Here is a 15,870-nt window from a genome sequence, read left to right on the forward strand (position 1 = left end):
CCGCCCCGCGGGCCGCGGCGGCGCTCGCTCAACGGCGCTTCTTGGCCCCGGGCTTGCGGGCGGCCGGGTTGCCGGTACGGGCGCCGCGGCGGCGCTCGAACCGCTCGCGCGCCGCTTCGTACTCGACGCGGTACCGCGTCTCCCCGGGAGCCTCGACGAGACTGCGGCAGAAGTAGGCGAGCAGCGAGCCGAGGAAACCGATGAGCATCAGGCCCTGACCGGAACTGTCGGCCGCGCGCAGTGCGGACGGGCCGGGGCCGCCGGTGAAGCCCGCCCAGGTCTGGCGGAAGGCCAGGGCGCTGCACACGGCGATGCCGACGACGACGAGCGTGCCGACGAACGAGCCCACGGCTGCCGTCTCCAAGCCCTGGAACGCGAGGCGCAGCACCGCCCCACCGGCCGCGATCAGCGCGAACGAGCCCACCGCGACCCCGGCCCGGCGCAGGCCGTAGCCACCGTCGTGCCGGACCCAGGTGGTGCCGAAGAACCGGATCCGCTCCGGCTCCGGGCCGCCGCGCTCCGCCTCGCCGGACTCCCGGCCGTCGCCCTGCCCCGGATCCGCGGTGGGTCTCTGCTGCTCGCTCATGGCCCGATTATCCCCGGTGGGGCGCGGCGCAGGGGCCTGCGGGCGCGGCGGACCGGCCTGCGGGCATGCGGCCCGGGGCGCGGCGGACCGGGTCAGGACGTGCAGAGCGGGGCGACCATGCCGCTGCTGCCCGTGTGGACGTACGTGTCGGAGATGTACTGGCCGGGCGCGACGTTGTCCCAGATGTCCGAGGTGCCGTACGGGCCGCTCACCCGCTGACCGTGCCGCTGGCAGCGGATCTGCACCCGGGCGCCCTCGGCCAGTGTGCGGACGACGAGTGCGTCGGTGCTCGGGCCCTGGCGGACCTTGACGCGGTAGCCCGGCGCGAGCGGGAAGTCGAGGCCGCCCGCCGCGGCGAGCGCCTGCTCGTCGGCCGGCTCCCGTGCGCTCTGCTGATCCTGTGTGGTCATCTCTCATTCCCCCGTTGGATGCTGATCTCTTGTGCCGCGGCGGCGAAGCCCGCCGTGACAGCTCGCCCGGCGGTTCACCGTCACGGTTCACGGTGACAGTTCGCCGGGGCTGTGCGCCTCGGTGGCGCAACGCGCACGCTAGCAAGCCTCGTTCAACTCGCACGCGCTATCGACTAAGCTCCGCGCGTCGCACCTGCGACCGCATGGCAAGGGGAATGACACGGGGGTGGATCCATGCCAGCGCTGCGCGATTCCGGGCCGGGCCCGGAAGCGGAGCATCCGGAATACGCCGGGCAATACCGTCTGGAAGCCCGCCTGGGCTCCGGCGGAATGGGCGTGGTGCATCTGGCGCGCTCCACGTCCGGACTGACCCTGGCGGTCAAGGTCATCCATGCCGAATTCGCCCAGGACCCGGAGTTCCGCGGGCGGTTCCGGCAGGAGGTGGCAGCCGCGCGGCGGGTCAGCGGGGCCTTCACGGCGCCCGTCGTCGATGCCGATCCGGACGCCGAGCGACCGTGGATGGCGACCCTTCACATTCCCGGTCCGACGCTCTCGGACCAGGTGAAGCGGAGTGGCCCGATGGTGCCCGGCGAGGTGCGGCAGCTGGCCGCCGGACTCGCCGAGGCGCTGCGCGACATCCACCGCGCCGGAGTGGTGCACCGCGATCTCAAGCCGGGAAATGTGCTGCTGGCCGCGGACGGTCCCAAAGTCATCGACTTCGGAATCTCGCGCCCGTCCGACAGTGAAATGCGCACCGAGACCGGCAAATTGATCGGTACGCCGCCGTTCATGGCGCCGGAGCAGTTCCAGCGCCCGCGCGAGGTGGGGCCCGCCGCGGATGTCTTCGCGCTGGGCTCGGTGCTGGTGCACGCCGCGACCGGGCGGGGGCCGTTCGACTCGGAGAGCCCGTACATCGTCGCCTACCAGGTGGTCCACGACGAGGCCGATCTGGCGGGCGTGCCCGAGGAGTTGGCGCCACTGATCGAGGGCTGCCTGGCGAAGGACCCCGCGGACCGCCCGACACCGGACGCGCTGATGGAGCTGCTGCGCACGCACGCACCGGCGGACGCACGGCCGCCCACGCCGGCGGAACGGGCCGCGGCTGCCTCCCCACGCCCCGAGACGACGCACGTCCGCGCCGCCGCCCCCGACAACCCCGCCGGCCCTCGCCGCACCGCACGCCCCCGCACCGCCCGCACCCGCCGCTGGCCGCTGTGGGCCGCCCTCGCCCTGGTCGTCACCGGCGCCGGCACCTTCACCGGCATCCGGGCGCTGGCCTCGGCGGGCGACAGCCAGGACCCCGCGCTGCAGACCCGGCCGTCGTACGCCGACCAAGCCGACTTCCGCCCGTGGCACACCACGCTCGTCAAGCGCCCCCGGGGCCACGCCGCCGAGCTGCCGTTCTGCACCACCGGCTCGGGCGCCGTCTTCTGCGGCCAGCCCGGCGTGCTCGCCGCCCGGCTCGCCCCGGGCACCGGCCAGGTCGCATGGCGGCGCAAGGACGACGCCGCCACCGGCAAGAACTCCCTCAAGAACGCCGCCTCACCCACCCCGCCGGCGCTCTCCGGCGGACTGCTGTACGTCTTCTCCGCCGACGCCGAGCGACTGACGGCGCTGGACCCGTCGGCCGACGGCAAGGGCGCCACCCGCTGGACCAAGGACATCTCCGGGTACGAGGGCGGGGCCCGGATCGTCGGGGACCAGGTGCTGCTGACGGCGGCGGACGGCACCGTCACCGCGCTGGACAGCGCGACCCACCGGCAGCTCTGGCACCAGCGCTTCACGGGCCACGCCCTGCCCGCCTTCACCGCGTTCGGCGACCCGCACACCGCCTACGCGGCCGAGAACACCCCCGACGGCACCGGCACCCAGGTCACCGCCATCGACCCGGCCCACGGCAGGGTCCGCTGGTCACACCGGCTCCCCGGGCTGCTCGCCGTGGCCGGGCCCGGTACGTCCGGGGCGCTCTATCTGACCGTCACCGACCCGACGTTGTCCTACCGCACCACCGCCGTCCTCCGTTACGACCCGGCCACCGGGCACACCCGGCGCCTCAAGCTCACCGCACCGCTGGACGGGGCCCTGGCCGTCGTGCGCGGCGAATCGGTGTACCTGCTGGCCGAGGGCGGTGCGCTGCAGTCCGTCGGCGCACGGACCTGGGACACCGAGACCTCCGTCAGCCGGGGTTCGGCACCGGTGGTGAGCGGCGGCCGGCTGTATTTCACCGCGGCGGACGGACGGCTGCTCGCGGTCGACACCCGCTCCGGCGAGCTGCTGGGCCAGACGCCGCCCCGGATGAACGGCCGCCACAACGGGTTCGTGGAAGCGCTGCCGGCCCCGTTGGTGGACGCCCGGCACGGCCGCGTCTACGCGGCGGCGCCGGACGGCAGCATCTTCTCGGCGGCGTCCGGGGACCCGGCGGGCTGGTGACGGCCGGGCCCGCCGCCGCCCACCGCATGACAGCGACACACGCAGCACTCGCGCCGCACCCCGGGGACGGCCGCGGCGGTCTCGGGCCCGGGGCTGCCCTTGGTGCATCCGGGATGCCTGCCGACATGGCAGGCCGGCGAGACGTACGGGGCGCCCTCGCTCACCGGATCGCCCTCTGGAGCACCGCGATGAGCTTGCGGGTCGTCTCCACGTTGCAGCGCCCCAACTCGACCAGCACGCGCGGCGGTTCATAGCCGAACGTCACCGGGTCGACGGCCAGCGACGGCAGCACGATGCCGGTCTGCTTGAGCACGGCGGCCAGCTCGCCGCAGGCCGCCTCGGCCTCGTTCCTCGCGTCGGCCACCGCCCGTCGTTCCGTCGTCATCCGTACCGCTCCCGTCTGCCGTTTTCCCTGTCCGATACCCCCGGAGCGCCACTACCGTGTGTGTTCCGGCCGTTACGAGGATGGACCCGGAAAAGGCGCGAATGCCGCTTGCGGGCCGTATTTCACCACCCCACACCGCTAGTTCCACACCTTCCACGGAGGAGGTCACCATGCCGCCGCGACGAGCAATCACCGGCCGGAGCCAGGAGCCGCGCCAACGGTTCGCCGACGAGCTGCGATTACTGCGCGCCAAGAAGGGCGACACCCTGCGGCAGCTCGGCGACGCCCTGGGCTGGGACTGGTCCCTCTTCGGCAAGATGGAGAGCGGCCAGACGATCGGCAGCCCCGAGGTCGCACAGGCGCTGGACCATTACTACGGCCTGCCGGACCTGCTGCTGACGCTGTGGGAACTGGCGGCGGGGGATCCTGCGCAGTTCAAGGAGCGGTACCGGCGGTACATGGCCTTGGAAGCTGAGGCGGTGAGTCTTTGGCACTATGCGGTGAGCGTCCTCCCTGGCCTGCTCCAGACGGAAGGCTACGCACACGCGTTGCTCTCGGCGGGCGGCATCATGGGAGAAGAGCTGACGCGGCAGGTGGAGGCGCGGATAGGACGCCGCGAGTTGCTGGATGGCGATGACGCACCTCGATTCCGCGCCATCCTGTCCGAGGCTGTGTTGCGCACACCCTTGGAGGATGCCAATGAGTGGCAGAAGCAGCTGGAGCACTTGCTGGACATGGGAGAACGACGAAACGTCATGATTCAGGTCGTCAGGCAGGAAGCCGGTCTCCACGCCCTGACGAACACCCACACCATGTTTCTACGGCTTCCTGACGGTCGCACTGTGGCATGGGTGGAGACCGGTTATTCGGGCGAACTTGTCCAGGAAGCGGCAGCAACCGAACGACTTCAGCTCAGCTACGATCTGGTCCGTGACCTAGCCCTTTCCCCGGTCGAGTCACGGAAGTTCGTCAAGCAGATGTTGGAGGAAGTGCCATGCGATCCATCGATCTGAGCACCGTGACCTGGCGCAAGAGCACCTACAGCAACCAGGACGGCGGAGAGTGCATCGAGATCTCCGACGACTTCCCCGCCGCCACCCCCGTCCGCGACAGCAAGGACCCCCAAGGCCCCGCCCTCCTCTTCAAGGCGCCCGCCTGGTCGTCCTTCGTCGCCGCCGTGAAGAGTGGGCGGCTCCCCAGCGCCTAACGCACCCCCGGCCCCTGAAGGACCGCCCCACAGACCGGCCCCCGTCGCTCGCCCGCGACGGGGGCCGTTGTCCGAGCACGACCTTCCCTCGCCGCACCCTCCCTGCTGAACTCGCTCAACGACAGGCCCCATTGAGCGCCCACGAGGAGGAAGCGCCATGCGATCCATCGACCTGACCACCGCCACCTGGCGCAAGAGCACCCACAGCAACCCGGACGGCGGCGCCTGCATCGAGGTAGCCGACAACCTCCCCGCCCTCGTCCCCGTCCGCGACAGCAAGGACCCCCCAAGGCCCCACCCTCACCTTCGAGGCGACGGCCTGGACGTCCTTCGTCACGGCCGTGAAGCAGGGCGCACCGTAAGGGATTCGACGTCACGGCAGGCTGCCGACGAGGGCGCGCCCGCCCCACACACGAGCCGAAGTCGTAGCTCTACCGGCCCCGCGACGGCTCGCTTGATAGCGTTCCCCTTCGCACAGAGTTACGGGGAAGGGGCTCTAAGTGTCCAGCACGATGTCGGTTCAGCCCGGCGAATTACGCGCATCCGCGCACGCCCAGGGCAGCATCGCCGAAGACATCAAGAAACCCAGCGACAAGGCCGTCAGCGAGACCGGTACCGCTGCGGATTCCGCCAAGGGGTGGTCCGTCGCCGCGGCCCTGCACATGGTGAGTGAGACCTGGCAGCCCGCTCTCGACGGCCTGCACAAGCGCCTGCTGCAAGGCGCCGCCAACCTCCGCGACACCGCCGACAACCATGACTGGAACGAGGACATGGTTGACCAGGACTTCGAGGACTTCAACGGGGACAAGGTGGGTGTGATCATGTCGGCCCCCGCCTCGGGAAGCGGGCCCGGCTCCACGGTGTACGCCGGGCTGCCGCACCCGGGTGACCGTGGCAACGACCAGGTCCGGGATGCCGTCGGCGAGTACCAGCCGCCGCCACCCGGTACGCCGTCGCCCAGCACGGACGACATGATGCGCGCCAGGCCGGCCATGCCCGTGTACGACCCGGGCGAGGCGCTCACGGAGCCCGGCCGTGGAGCCACACCGCGGCACACCGACGACAACCCCTTTGGATAAGTGATGGCTTCCGACTACGCACGTCTGCTGAAGCAGGACTTCGCGGACATGACGGCTGCCGCCGACTCCTGGCAGCGGGTATCGCGGGAGATGGACAGCGCATTCGACCAGCACCGTACGAAGGTGACCGGTCCGCTGCATGCATCCTGGCAAGGGGACGACGCCAAGGCCGCGCTGACGTTTCTTGAGGACATCGAGATGCGCATCAATGTGGTCCGCACCGAGTCGATGACCATCTCGAAGGCGATCGACACGGTTCGGTTTCGTATGGAGCAGGCACAGACGGACTTACGCAACGCGGTGCGGAGCGCGGAATCCGAGGGATTCGTCATCGACGACTCCGGGGCCGTCGGAGAGGCTTCCTGCGAAGTGGGCGAGTCGCCGGGGGAAGCGCAGAACAAGCTGGAACGGATGAAGCACTTCCAGGAGGAGATCGACACCGCGGTCAAGGATGCGAGGAAGGCCAGCGACGACGGTCATCACGCACTGGGGGAACTGCGTGGCGAGATCATGGACCGCACCAACAAGCACATGGCCGCCGAGTCCGCGGGCGACAGCCAACAAGCCATGAAGGACCTGGGCGTCAACGGGCCGCAGATCCCCAAGGACCCCAAGGACGCCGCCGCTTGGTGGAAGGGCCTCGACGACGCGTCTCGCCAGGAGTACGCCACCATGTACCCGGAGCGGATCGGCAAGGCGAACGGCCTGCCGAGCACCGTCCGCGACGATGCGAACCGGCTCGCACTCGATCAGGAACTCAACTTCGTCAGCGGCAGCGACCAGGCCATCCCCGGTATCCCGGAGGACCGTCACAACCTTGAGGTTCTGAAGGCGGAACTCGACAAGCGTGACGGCGCAACGGGCAACAAGAAGCTCTACCTTCTCGACTTCGATGACTTCGACGACGGTAAAGCCGTCATCGCCATGGGAAACCCGGACACCGCTGACAATGTCGGGGTGCAGGTGCCCGGCACGGCCACGACGATGGACTCGACCGGGGGCCAGCTGTCACGGATCGAGAAACTGCAGCGAGCCGCTGGCGATGCCGATCCATCGGCGAACACCTCGATGGTCTACTGGCTCGGTTACGACGCTCCTGAAATTCCCAGCACCGATGCACCGAATCTCGCCGTGGCCGGCACCGGCCGGGCTGACGATGCCGCACCGGATTTGCGGAATTTCACCCACGGCCTGCGCGCCTCACATGAGGGGGCGGATCGTGCGCACATGACCGTGCTGGGGCACAGCTATGGTGCCTCGGTTGTGGGCGACGCGGATGCCGGTGGCAACGGGCTCGACGCCGACAGTATTTCCGTCGTCGGCAGTCCGGGTATGACAGTCGGCAGCGCATCCGACCTCCACGTCGATCCCCACCACTTCTACACGGGAATCGCCGACGACGACCCCATCAGTCAAGCACAGGACTTGACGCTTGGCCCCGACCCGAACACACAGGCCTTCGGCGGCACCCGGTTCGTGACCGATACCCATGGGCACAGCGGCTACTGGGACGACCACAGCAAGAGTCTCGCCAATCAGGGGGCAATCATTGCAGGTTTTGAGCCGAAGAAGGCACCACCCACCCCCGTCGATATGTGAGGACCAACCCTTGGAGAAAATTCACTCTGAGGTGACGATCAAACCCTTTAGGCGAACCCGCCTGATCGCATTGGCCACCTCAGTCATCTTGCTCACCGGAGCCTGCATGTCTCAGCAATCCAACGACCCCAACAAGGCGCTGCCGCGTAAAAGCCGTGAGCAATCATTGACTTGGGCGAAGCAATACACCTCGACCATGGCCCACTATGCGGAAGTCAAGATAGGCAGTAAATTCGGCCCCTTCACGCACTTCGAGGACTGCGTCGGCCAAAATGATGAGGTGGCGGACGATGGCCGGTACACCCTGACGTATACCGTGTACGCCAACCTTCCACGGGAAGATCACGCTTCGACCCTCCGCAAACTCCGGATGGCGCTTGAGAAGCATGCGGGAGTCAAGGTCACCGACTACGAAGAGCACCCGCGGGCCATTCTCTACGGTCACCATGCCGGAGAGAACTTTGATCTCATTGCCGACACCGTGAAGCCCCCCAACACCCTCCGCCTGTCCGTCAGCACCCCCTGCTTCCTGCCCCCCGGGGCCACCCAGCAGAAGTTCTGAGACACGCACGGGCCGCCGTGGCACACAGTGAGAAGGCCCCCGCCGGATGACGGGAGCCTTCTCACTGCTTCGTGCGTGCGGGGCCTCAGCCCAGCTTGCTCACGTCGCGGACCGCGCCCTTGTCGGCGCTGGTGGCCATGGCCGCGTAGGCGCGCAGGGCCTGCGAGACCTTGCGTTCGCGGTGCTTGGGGGCGTAGACGCCTTCCAGGGCCAGCCGGCGGGACTCCAACTCCACGTCGCCGACGAGGAGTTCGATGGTGCGGTTCGGGATGTCGATCTTGATGCGGTCGCCGTCCTCGACGAGGGCGATGGTGCCGCCGGATGCCGCCTCGGGAGAGGCGTGGCCGATGGACAGGCCGGACGTGCCGCCGGAGAAGCGGCCGTCGGTGACCAGGGCGCAGGCCTTGCCCAGGCCGCGGCCCTTGAGGAAGGACGTCGGGTAGAGCATCTCCTGCATACCGGGGCCGCCCTTGGGGCCCTCGTAGCGGATGACGACGACGTCGCCCTCCTTGATCTGCTTCTTGAGGATCTTGTCGACGGCCTCCTCCTGCGACTCGCAGACCACGGCCGGGCCCTCGAAGGTCCAGATGGACTCGTCGACGCCGGCGGTCTTCACCACGCAGCCGTCCTCGGCCAGATTGCCCTTGAGGACCGCCAGACCGCCGTCGACGGAGTAGGCGTGCGCCAGGTCGCGGATGCAGCCGCCCTCGGCGTCGACATCGAGGGTGTCCCAGCGCTCGGACTGGGAGAAGGCGGTCGCCGAGCGCTTGCAGCCGGGGGCCGCGTGCCACAGCTCGACGGCCTCGTCGGACGGCGAACCGCCGCGCACGTCCCAGGTCTTGAGCCACTCGTCGATGGAGGAACTGTGCACGGTGTGCACGTCCTCGTTGAGCATCCCGGCGCGGTAGAGCTCGCCGAGGATGGCGGGGATGCCGCCGGCCCGGTGCACGTCCTCCATGTAGTACGTGCCGCCCGGCGCGACGTTCGGCGCGACCTTCGCCAGGCAGGGCACCCGGCGCGAGACCGCGTTGATGTCGTCCAGGTCGAAGCTGAGGCCGGCTTCCTGGGCCGCGGCGAGCAGATGCAGGATCGTGTTCGTCGAGCCGCCCATGGCGATGTCCAGGGCCATGGCGTTCTCGAAGGAGGCGCGGGTGCCGATGTTGCGCGGCAGGACGGTGTGGTCGTCCTGCTCGTAGTGGCGCTTGGTGATCTCGACGACGGTCCGGCCGGCGTTCTCGTACAGCGCCCTGCGGGCGGTGTGGGTGGCGAGCACGGAGCCGTTGCCGGGCAGCGAGAGGCCGATCGCCTCGGTCAGGCAGTTCATCGAGTTGGCGGTGAACATGCCGGAACAGGAGCCGCAGGTCGGGCAGGCGTTCTCCTCGATGCGGAGGATGTCCTCGTCCGAGATCTTGTCGTTGACGGCGTCCGAGATCGCGTCGACCAGGTCGAGGGTGCGGACGGTGCCGTCGACCAGCGTCGCCTTGCCGGACTCCATCGGGCCGCCGGAGACGAAGACGGTCGGGATGTTGAGCCGCATCGCGGCCATCAGCATGCCCGGGGTGATCTTGTCGCAGTTGGAGATGCAGATCAGCGCGTCCGCGCAGTGCGCCTCGACCATGTACTCGACGGAGTCGGCGATCAGGTCGCGCGAGGGCAGGCTGTAGAGCATGCCGCCGTGGCCCATGGCGATGCCGTCGTCGACCGCGATGGTGTTGAACTCGCGCGCGATGCCGCCCGCCGCGTGGATCGCCTCGGAGACGATCCGGCCGACCGGCTGGAGGTGGGTGTGGCCGGGCACGAACTCGGTGAAGCTGTTGGCGACCGCGACGATCGGCTTGCCGAAGTCCTCGCGCGCTACCCCGGATGCCTGCATAAGGGCTCGGGCGCCGGCCATGTTGCGGCCATGGGTAACGGTGCGGGACCTCAGCTCGGGCACGATGGTCACTCCCTCGGGATTACGTCCGTATGACCGCCTGCGCCGGTACTGACCCGTGCCACGTACCGGGTGGCGTCATATATAGGCTCCAGTCGAGGTTACGCCCCTGATCCAAGATCTGGACAGCCACTCCGGGATGTGAGACGGCTGCCCGGAGTGCGGACACCGGGGCGGCGGGCGTTCGCGCAGGTCACGGGCGTACCGGAGGCCGCGGACCGGCGCGCGCGGGGCTTGTCAGGGCAGGGTCAGAACGCGGGCGTCAAGGCTGGATCACGACTGCGTCAGGTACCGCTGGAGGGCGGGGGCGACCATCGCGATGATCTCCTCCGTGTCCGCGGAGGCGACCGGGTCCATCTTGATCACATAGCGCAGCATCGCGATCCCGATGAGGTGACCGGCGGCCAGCTGCGCCCGGAACTCCGGGTCGGGCACGTCGAGTTCGCCGGCCACCCGCTGGAGCATCCGGCGTTCGATCAGCCCGCGCAGCACGGCCGCCGCGGTGTCGTTGGTCAGCGCGGAACGCATGATCGCCAGCAGCGGCTGCCGGCTGACCGGGTTCTCCCAGATGCCGAACATGAAGCGGGCCATCCGCTCACCCACGTCCGCACCGCCGCCCGCGAGGGCGTCGGGCATGGTCAGCGCGGGGGCGAAGGTCAGCTCGATGGCGGCCGCGAAGACCTGTTCCTTGGTGCCGAAGTAGTGGTGCACCAGCGCGGAGTCCACCTCGGCCGCCTTGGCGATCCGGCGCATCGAGGTCTTGTCGTAGCCGCGCTCGGCGAACTCCGTACGGGCCGCGGCCAGGATCCGTTCCCGGGCGCCGGGACCGGCCTCGGCGGCGGCCCGGGCGGGACGGCCCCGGCGGCGGGCCGGCGGAGGCGGCGTACCGGGCTCCGGGGACGCGTCGTCCGGCCCGTCGGCGCCGCCGCTCACGAGCCCGGGACCCAGGTCGGCGAGGCGAGGTGGAGGCGGGTGAAGGCCAGCGCCTCGGCCAGGTCCGCCTCGCGTTCGGCGGCGGACATCGCCCGGCGGGTGTTGACCTCGACGACCACATGGCCGTCGAACCCGGTGGCCGCCAGCCGCTCCAGCACCTGGGCACAGGGCTGGCTGCCGCGGCCCGGCACCAGATGTTCGTCCTTGGCGGAGCCGTTGCCGTCGGCCAGATGCACATGCGCCAGCCGGTCGCCCATCCGCTGCATCATCTCCACCGCGTCGTTGCGGGCGGTGGCGGTGTGCGAGAGGTCGACCGTGAAGTGCCGGTAGTCGTCGTTGGTGGGGTCCCAGTCCGGGGCGTACGCCAGCATCTCGCGGTCCCGGTAGCGCCACGGGTACATGTTCTCGACGGCGAACTTCACATCCGTCTCGTGCTCCATCCGCCACACCCCGCGGACGAACTCCCGCGCATAGCTGCGCTGCCAGCGGAACGGCGGGTGCACGACCACCGTCGAGGCACCCAGCTTCTCCGCGGCGCTGCGGGCCCGCTGGAGCTTGACCCACGGATCGGTGGACCACACCCGCTGGGTGATCAGCAGACACGGTGCGTGCACGGCCAGCACCGGCACGCCGTGGTAGTCCGAGAGCCGGCGCAGCGCGTCGATGTCCTGGCTGACCGGGTCGGTCCACACCATGACCTCGACGCCGTCGTAGCCGAGGCGTGCGGCGATCTCGAAGGCCGTCGCCGTCGACTCCGGATACACCGAGGCCGTGGACAGCGCGACCTTCGCATCCGGGATGCGCACCACTGGCTCTGTCACGAGGGACAGCGTACGGGCCGGTGCTGTGCACGGGGCACGAGGTCCGGACGGCCGTGGCCCGCCGCCGGGGACGTGCGGGCCGCGGCCCCGGGGCGATCCGGAAGACACGCCCTACGGCAGGTGGTCCAGCCGCCGCAGGATGACCCCCTCGCGCAGCGCCCACGGGCAGATCTCCAGCGTCTCGACCCCGAACAGGTCCATCGCCGCCTCGGCCACCAGCGCCCCGGCCAGCAGCTGCCGCGAGCGCCCGTCGGACACACCGGGCAGCGTGCTGCGTTCCTGCGCGGGCATCGCGGCCAGCCGCGGCACCCACTCCTCCAGCTTCTTACGGGTGAGTTCCCGCTGGACGTACAGCCCCTCCGCCGAGCGCGCGGCGCCCGCGATCCGGGCCAGCTGCCGGAAGGTCTTGGACGTGCCGACGACACGGTCGGGTGTGCCGTAGCGGGTGAATTCGCTCACCACCTTGGCGATCTCGGCGCGCACCCGGCGGCGCAGCGTGCGGACGTCCTCGGCGTCCGGCGGATCGCCGGGCAGATCGCCCGCGGTCAGCCGGCCGGCGCCCAGCGGCAGCGACACCGCCGCGTCCGGGTCCTCGTCGAGGCCATAGGCGATCTCCAGCGAGCCGCCGCCGATGTCCAGCACCAGCAGCCGGCCCGCGGACCAGCCCAGCCAGCGGCGGGCGGCGAGGAAGGTGAGCCGCGCCTCGTCCTCGCCGGAGAGCACCTGGAGCTCGACCTCGGTCTCCGCGCCGACCCGGCGCAGCACCTCTTCGCCGTTGGTGGCCTCGCGGACGGCGGAGGTGGCGAACGGCAGCACGCTCTCGACGCCCTTGTCCTCGGCGACCTGCAGCGCCTCCTGCACGGTGGCCACCAGCCGCTCCACCCCGTCCTCGCTTATCGCGCCGCGCTCGTCGAGGAGTTCGGCAAGGCGCAGCTCCGCCTTGTGCGAATAGGCGGGCAGCGGGCGCGCGCCCGGGTGTGCGTCCACCACCAGGAGATGGACCGTATTCGAACCCACATCGAGGACACCGAGTCTCATACGGGGAAACCTACTGCGCGCGGCGGACACTCCTGTCGGCGCGGTGCCCGCCGCCGCTCGCCTTACGCTGGAGTCGTGGCTAAGACGAAAAAGGCGAAGCACGAAAAAGCGCTGAAGAAGGAAGATAAGCGGCGCGCTCAGGCGGCCCAGGAGGCGCGGTCCCCGGGCGGGGCCGGGGCCGACGAGGTCGGCCTCGACTTCGCCCGCGCCTGGGTCACCTTCCCCGACCCGGCCGACGACGAGCAAATCTTCCGCTGCGACCTGACCTGGCTGACCTCCCGCTGGACCTGCATCTTCGGCAGCGGCTGCCAGGGCATCCAGGCCGGCCGGGCGGACGACGGCTGCTGCACGCTCGGGGCGCACTTCTCGGACGAGGAGGACGAGGAGCGGGTCGCGCAGCATGTGGCACGGCTCACGCCCGACCTGTGGCAGCACCACGACGTGGGCACCACGACCGGCTGGACCGAGGAGGACGAGGACGGCGACCGGCAGACCCGGCGCTGGCAGGGCTCCTGCATCTTCCAGAACCGCCCCGGCTTCGCGGCCGGCGCGGGCTGCTCGCTGCACATCCTCGCGCTGCGCGAGGGCCGCGAGCCCCTGGAGACCAAGCCGGACGTCTGCTGGCAGCTGCCGGTGCGGCGTACCTACGACTGGATCGACCGGCCCGACGACACCCAGATCCTCCAGGTGACGATCGGGGAGTACGACCGGCGCGGCTGGGGCCCCGGCGGCCACGACCTGCACTGGTGGTGCACGTCGGCGACCTCGGCGCACGGCGCGGGCGACCCGGTGTACGTCTCGTACAAGCCGGAGCTGACCGAGCTGATGGGCAAGAAGGGCTACGCCAAGCTCGTCGAGCTGTGCGAGGAGCGGCTGGCGGCGACGCTGCCGATGGCGCCCCATCCGGCGGACCCGGCGCCGCAGCGGCAGGAGTGAGCGCGCGCCGGGGCCGCCGCGGGATCCGGCGGGCCCCGGTGTGCGCTCAGCGGGCGGGGCGGGTGGTGCTGGAGGGCGTGGAGCCCGGTGCGGGCCTGGTCGGCGTGGGTGTCGGCGTCCCGGACGTGGCGGTGGGCGTCGGAGCCGGCGGGGTCGGCGTGGGTGTCGGTGTCGCGGACGGCCGGGTCGGCCGCGGCCTGGGGTGCGCGGGCGTCGGACGCTGCGGGCCCGGAGCGGGACCGGTCGCGCCGTAGCCCTCCATCGTGACGGCGGTGTTGCCGGGTTCGATGGCGATCCGGGCCCGCCAGTGGCCCACGGGCTCCCGGTCGTGGTCGATGTAGACCGTGATCGTGGTGGACTGCCCCGGCCGCAGCGAGCCCGCCGTATGACTCATCTGCAGCCAGGCCGCGCCCGCGGCGGCGTGCCAGCGCACGGGGTGGGCGCCCGAGGCGCTGAGCGTGATCACCGTGGTGCGGCCGCTCGGCTGCGCGGCGACCGTCAGCCGGCCCGCCGACTCCGGCCGGCCGTCCGGCCCGCCCGTCCGCCCCGGGCCGGCGCTCGCGCTGATCACCTCGACGGAGACATCGTGCGAGCCGTCGCCGGTGGTGAAGCCGGGTCCGGGCGTCGTCCGGGCGTTGCCGGCGTTCTCGTACGGGCGGCCGCCCATCCGCTCCCCGGTGTGGGATTCGCTGGCCGTCACCGCGGGCGAGTCGTCCGCCGCCTCGCCGGTGGCCGGTGTGCTGTGGTACGCCGCCCACAGGGCCAGTACGGGCGCCGCGACGACGGTGGCGACCACGGTGGTGGTCAGCGCCCGGCTGCGCAGCCGGCGCCGGCGGGCCACCCGGTCCGTCGGGGGGCCGACGGGGAATCCGCTGCGGTCATAGCGAGGAGAACCGTTTGCCCCACCTGCCCGGCCGCCGCGTCCCGCACCGGGCATCCCCTTCGCCCGGCCCGACTTGGCGCGCCGGGCCGCCGCCAGCGCACCGAGGACGGCCTCGCGGGGCGCGGGGACCAGTGGCAGCGCGCCCCGGTCCACCGGCGCGGTACCGGGCCAGGCGCCGGGGGCGGTGGCCCGCTCGGCGGTGCGCCGGCACACCGTGCAGTGGTCGACATGGCGCACCAGCTCCCGGCTGAGCGCCGGGCCCAGCAGCACCTGGGTGTCGCCCGCCAGCTGCGCGACCTCACGGCAGCGGCCGGACTCCACGACGGCCAGCGCCGCGCGGGTCCGTTCGACCTCGCAGGACGCGGCGGCCAGCAGCGCGCGGGTGGCGACCGGGTCGGCCCCGAGCACCGCGGCGACCTCGTCGGCCGAGAGCTGATGGCGCACCGAGAGCTCCAGCGCCTCCCGCTGCTCGGGGGTGGTGCCGGCGGCCTCCGGCCAGGCCAGCGCGGCGAGTTCACGCTGCCGCAGCTCGGCGTCGCGGGCGGCCTCGGCGTCCGGCGTCGCGGTGTCGCGCCGCTTGGTGTCCGGATTGCGGCCTCCGGGCCCGGTCCGCTCGGCGAGCCGGCACAGACAGGACCAGCGGGCCAGGGCGTAGAGCCAGGAGCGGTGCAGCGCGGGGTCGGCGGGGCGCCGGTGGTGGTGCCGGTCGGCGAGCGCGAGCACCTCGCCGAGCACCGCGATCGCCGCGTCGTGTGCGCACAGCACGGAGAGGCAGTAGGTGAACAGCCCGTCCAGGAAGGGCTCGTAGCCATCGTGGGTGTCCGCGGAGCGCGGCGCGTCCGGGGTGTCCGGGTCGGGCCGCCGGTCGGACTGCGGCCGGCTCCGGCGCTGCGCGTCGCCGCGCGACCGGTGTGCGCCGGTGGAGTGCGTGGGGTGCTCGGGCCTGCTCATCACCCCGGCGACGGTAGGCGGATGATGCAGCCAGGCTTGCTCGCGTTGGCCACTTTTAACCCTTACGGGTGACCAGATCCCTCAAAAGAGGACACGAATCAGCCATTCCGCGGCTGG

The 15,870-nt window shown here is 71.1% G+C and carries 15 protein-coding genes and 1 pseudogene; 8 read left to right on the plus strand and 8 right to left on the minus strand.

The features are described 5' to 3' along the window. Positions 1–28: 28 nt before the first annotated feature. Together OIU81_RS15195 and OIU81_RS15200 are read right to left on the minus strand one after the other, a co-directional pair. The gene (locus OIU81_RS15195; protein WP_329148001.1) at positions 29–586 is read right to left on the minus strand and encodes a hypothetical protein; all 558 of its coding nucleotides are present in this window, start codon (positions 584–586) and stop codon (positions 29–31) included. 92 nt (positions 587–678) lie between these two features. Next, positions 679–996 (minus strand): peptidase, encoded by a 318-nt coding sequence (locus OIU81_RS15200; protein ID WP_329148003.1) that lies wholly within the window; start codon positions 994–996, stop codon positions 679–681. A 234-nt stretch (positions 997–1,230) separates the two neighbouring features. Between OIU81_RS15200 and OIU81_RS15205 the strand changes: the two genes are divergently transcribed. Continuing rightward, complete coding sequence (locus tag OIU81_RS15205) at positions 1,231–3,426, plus strand: serine/threonine-protein kinase (RefSeq protein WP_329148004.1); 2,196 nt, start codon at positions 1,231–1,233, stop codon at positions 3,424–3,426. Between the two features lie 160 nt (positions 3,427–3,586). Here OIU81_RS15205 and OIU81_RS15210 read toward each other — a convergent pair whose 3' ends face one another. Then, positions 3,587–3,811 (minus strand): hypothetical protein, encoded by a 225-nt coding sequence (locus OIU81_RS15210; protein WP_329148007.1) that lies wholly within the window; start codon positions 3,809–3,811, stop codon positions 3,587–3,589. 170 nt (positions 3,812–3,981) lie between these two features. Between OIU81_RS15210 and OIU81_RS15215 the strand changes: the two genes are divergently transcribed. The 6 genes and pseudogenes from OIU81_RS15215 to OIU81_RS15240 all read left to right on the plus strand — a co-directional run bounded on the left by OIU81_RS15215 (position 3,982) and on the right by OIU81_RS15240 (position 8,258). Next, on the plus strand, positions 3,982–4,824 hold the full coding sequence (locus tag OIU81_RS15215) for a helix-turn-helix domain-containing protein (RefSeq protein WP_329148008.1): 843 nt from the start codon (positions 3,982–3,984) through the stop codon (positions 4,822–4,824). Next, positions 4,806–5,018 carry a DUF397 domain-containing protein gene (locus tag OIU81_RS15220; RefSeq protein ID WP_329148010.1) on the plus strand — a complete coding sequence of 71 codons (213 nt, stop codon included), beginning with the start codon at positions 4,806–4,808 and terminating at the stop codon, positions 5,016–5,018. The genes OIU81_RS15215 and OIU81_RS15220 overlap by 19 nt, the downstream gene beginning before the upstream one ends. A 157-nt stretch (positions 5,019–5,175) precedes the next feature. After that, positions 5,176–5,380, plus strand: a pseudogene (locus OIU81_RS15225) (DUF397 domain-containing protein). Positions 5,381–5,518: 138 nt separating this feature from the next. Further along, positions 5,519–6,097 (plus strand): type VII secretion target, encoded by a 579-nt coding sequence (locus tag OIU81_RS15230; RefSeq protein ID WP_329148013.1) that lies wholly within the window; start codon positions 5,519–5,521, stop codon positions 6,095–6,097. A 3-nt stretch (positions 6,098–6,100) separates the two neighbouring features. Beyond that, positions 6,101–7,696, plus strand: coding sequence for an alpha/beta hydrolase (locus tag OIU81_RS15235; RefSeq protein WP_329148014.1), 1,596 nt, complete (start codon positions 6,101–6,103; stop codon positions 7,694–7,696). Between the two features lie 10 nt (positions 7,697–7,706). Further along, complete coding sequence (locus tag OIU81_RS15240; protein WP_329148016.1) at positions 7,707–8,258, plus strand: hypothetical protein; 552 nt, start codon at positions 7,707–7,709, stop codon at positions 8,256–8,258. A gap of 85 nt (positions 8,259–8,343) precedes the next feature. Here OIU81_RS15240 and ilvD read toward each other — a convergent pair whose 3' ends face one another. The 4 genes from ilvD to OIU81_RS15260 form a co-directional block, all read right to left on the minus strand. Further along, positions 8,344–10,194: a dihydroxy-acid dehydratase gene (ilvD, locus tag OIU81_RS15245; RefSeq protein ID WP_329148017.1), complete on the minus strand. Its 1,851-nt coding sequence runs from the start codon at positions 10,192–10,194 to the stop codon at positions 8,344–8,346. A 270-nt stretch (positions 10,195–10,464) separates the two neighbouring features. Then, positions 10,465–11,124: a TetR/AcrR family transcriptional regulator gene (locus OIU81_RS15250; protein ID WP_329148019.1), complete on the minus strand. Its 660-nt coding sequence runs from the start codon at positions 11,122–11,124 to the stop codon at positions 10,465–10,467. Then, entirely contained in the window at positions 11,121–11,945 is an 825-nt protein-coding gene (locus tag OIU81_RS15255; protein WP_329148021.1) for a sugar phosphate isomerase/epimerase family protein, read from the minus strand. The genes OIU81_RS15250 and OIU81_RS15255 overlap by 4 nt, the downstream gene beginning before the upstream one ends. 111 nt (positions 11,946–12,056) lie before the next feature. Further along, entirely contained in the window at positions 12,057–12,983 is a 927-nt protein-coding gene (locus OIU81_RS15260; protein ID WP_329148023.1) for a Ppx/GppA phosphatase family protein, read from the minus strand. A gap of 75 nt (positions 12,984–13,058) precedes the next feature. Between OIU81_RS15260 and OIU81_RS15265 the strand changes: the two genes are divergently transcribed. Then, the gene (locus OIU81_RS15265) at positions 13,059–13,919 is read left to right on the plus strand and encodes a hypothetical protein (protein ID WP_329148025.1); all 861 of its coding nucleotides are present in this window, start codon (positions 13,059–13,061) and stop codon (positions 13,917–13,919) included. Between the two features lie 46 nt (positions 13,920–13,965). Here OIU81_RS15265 and OIU81_RS15270 read toward each other — a convergent pair whose 3' ends face one another. Further along, positions 13,966–15,753, minus strand: coding sequence for an RNA polymerase sigma factor (locus OIU81_RS15270; protein WP_329148026.1), 1,788 nt, complete (start codon positions 15,751–15,753; stop codon positions 13,966–13,968). Positions 15,754–15,870: the final 117 nt, after the last annotated feature.

The sequence above is a fragment of the Streptomyces sp. NBC_01454 genome (assembly GCF_036227565.1).
Lineage (GTDB): Bacteria > Actinomycetota > Actinomycetes > Streptomycetales > Streptomycetaceae > Streptomyces.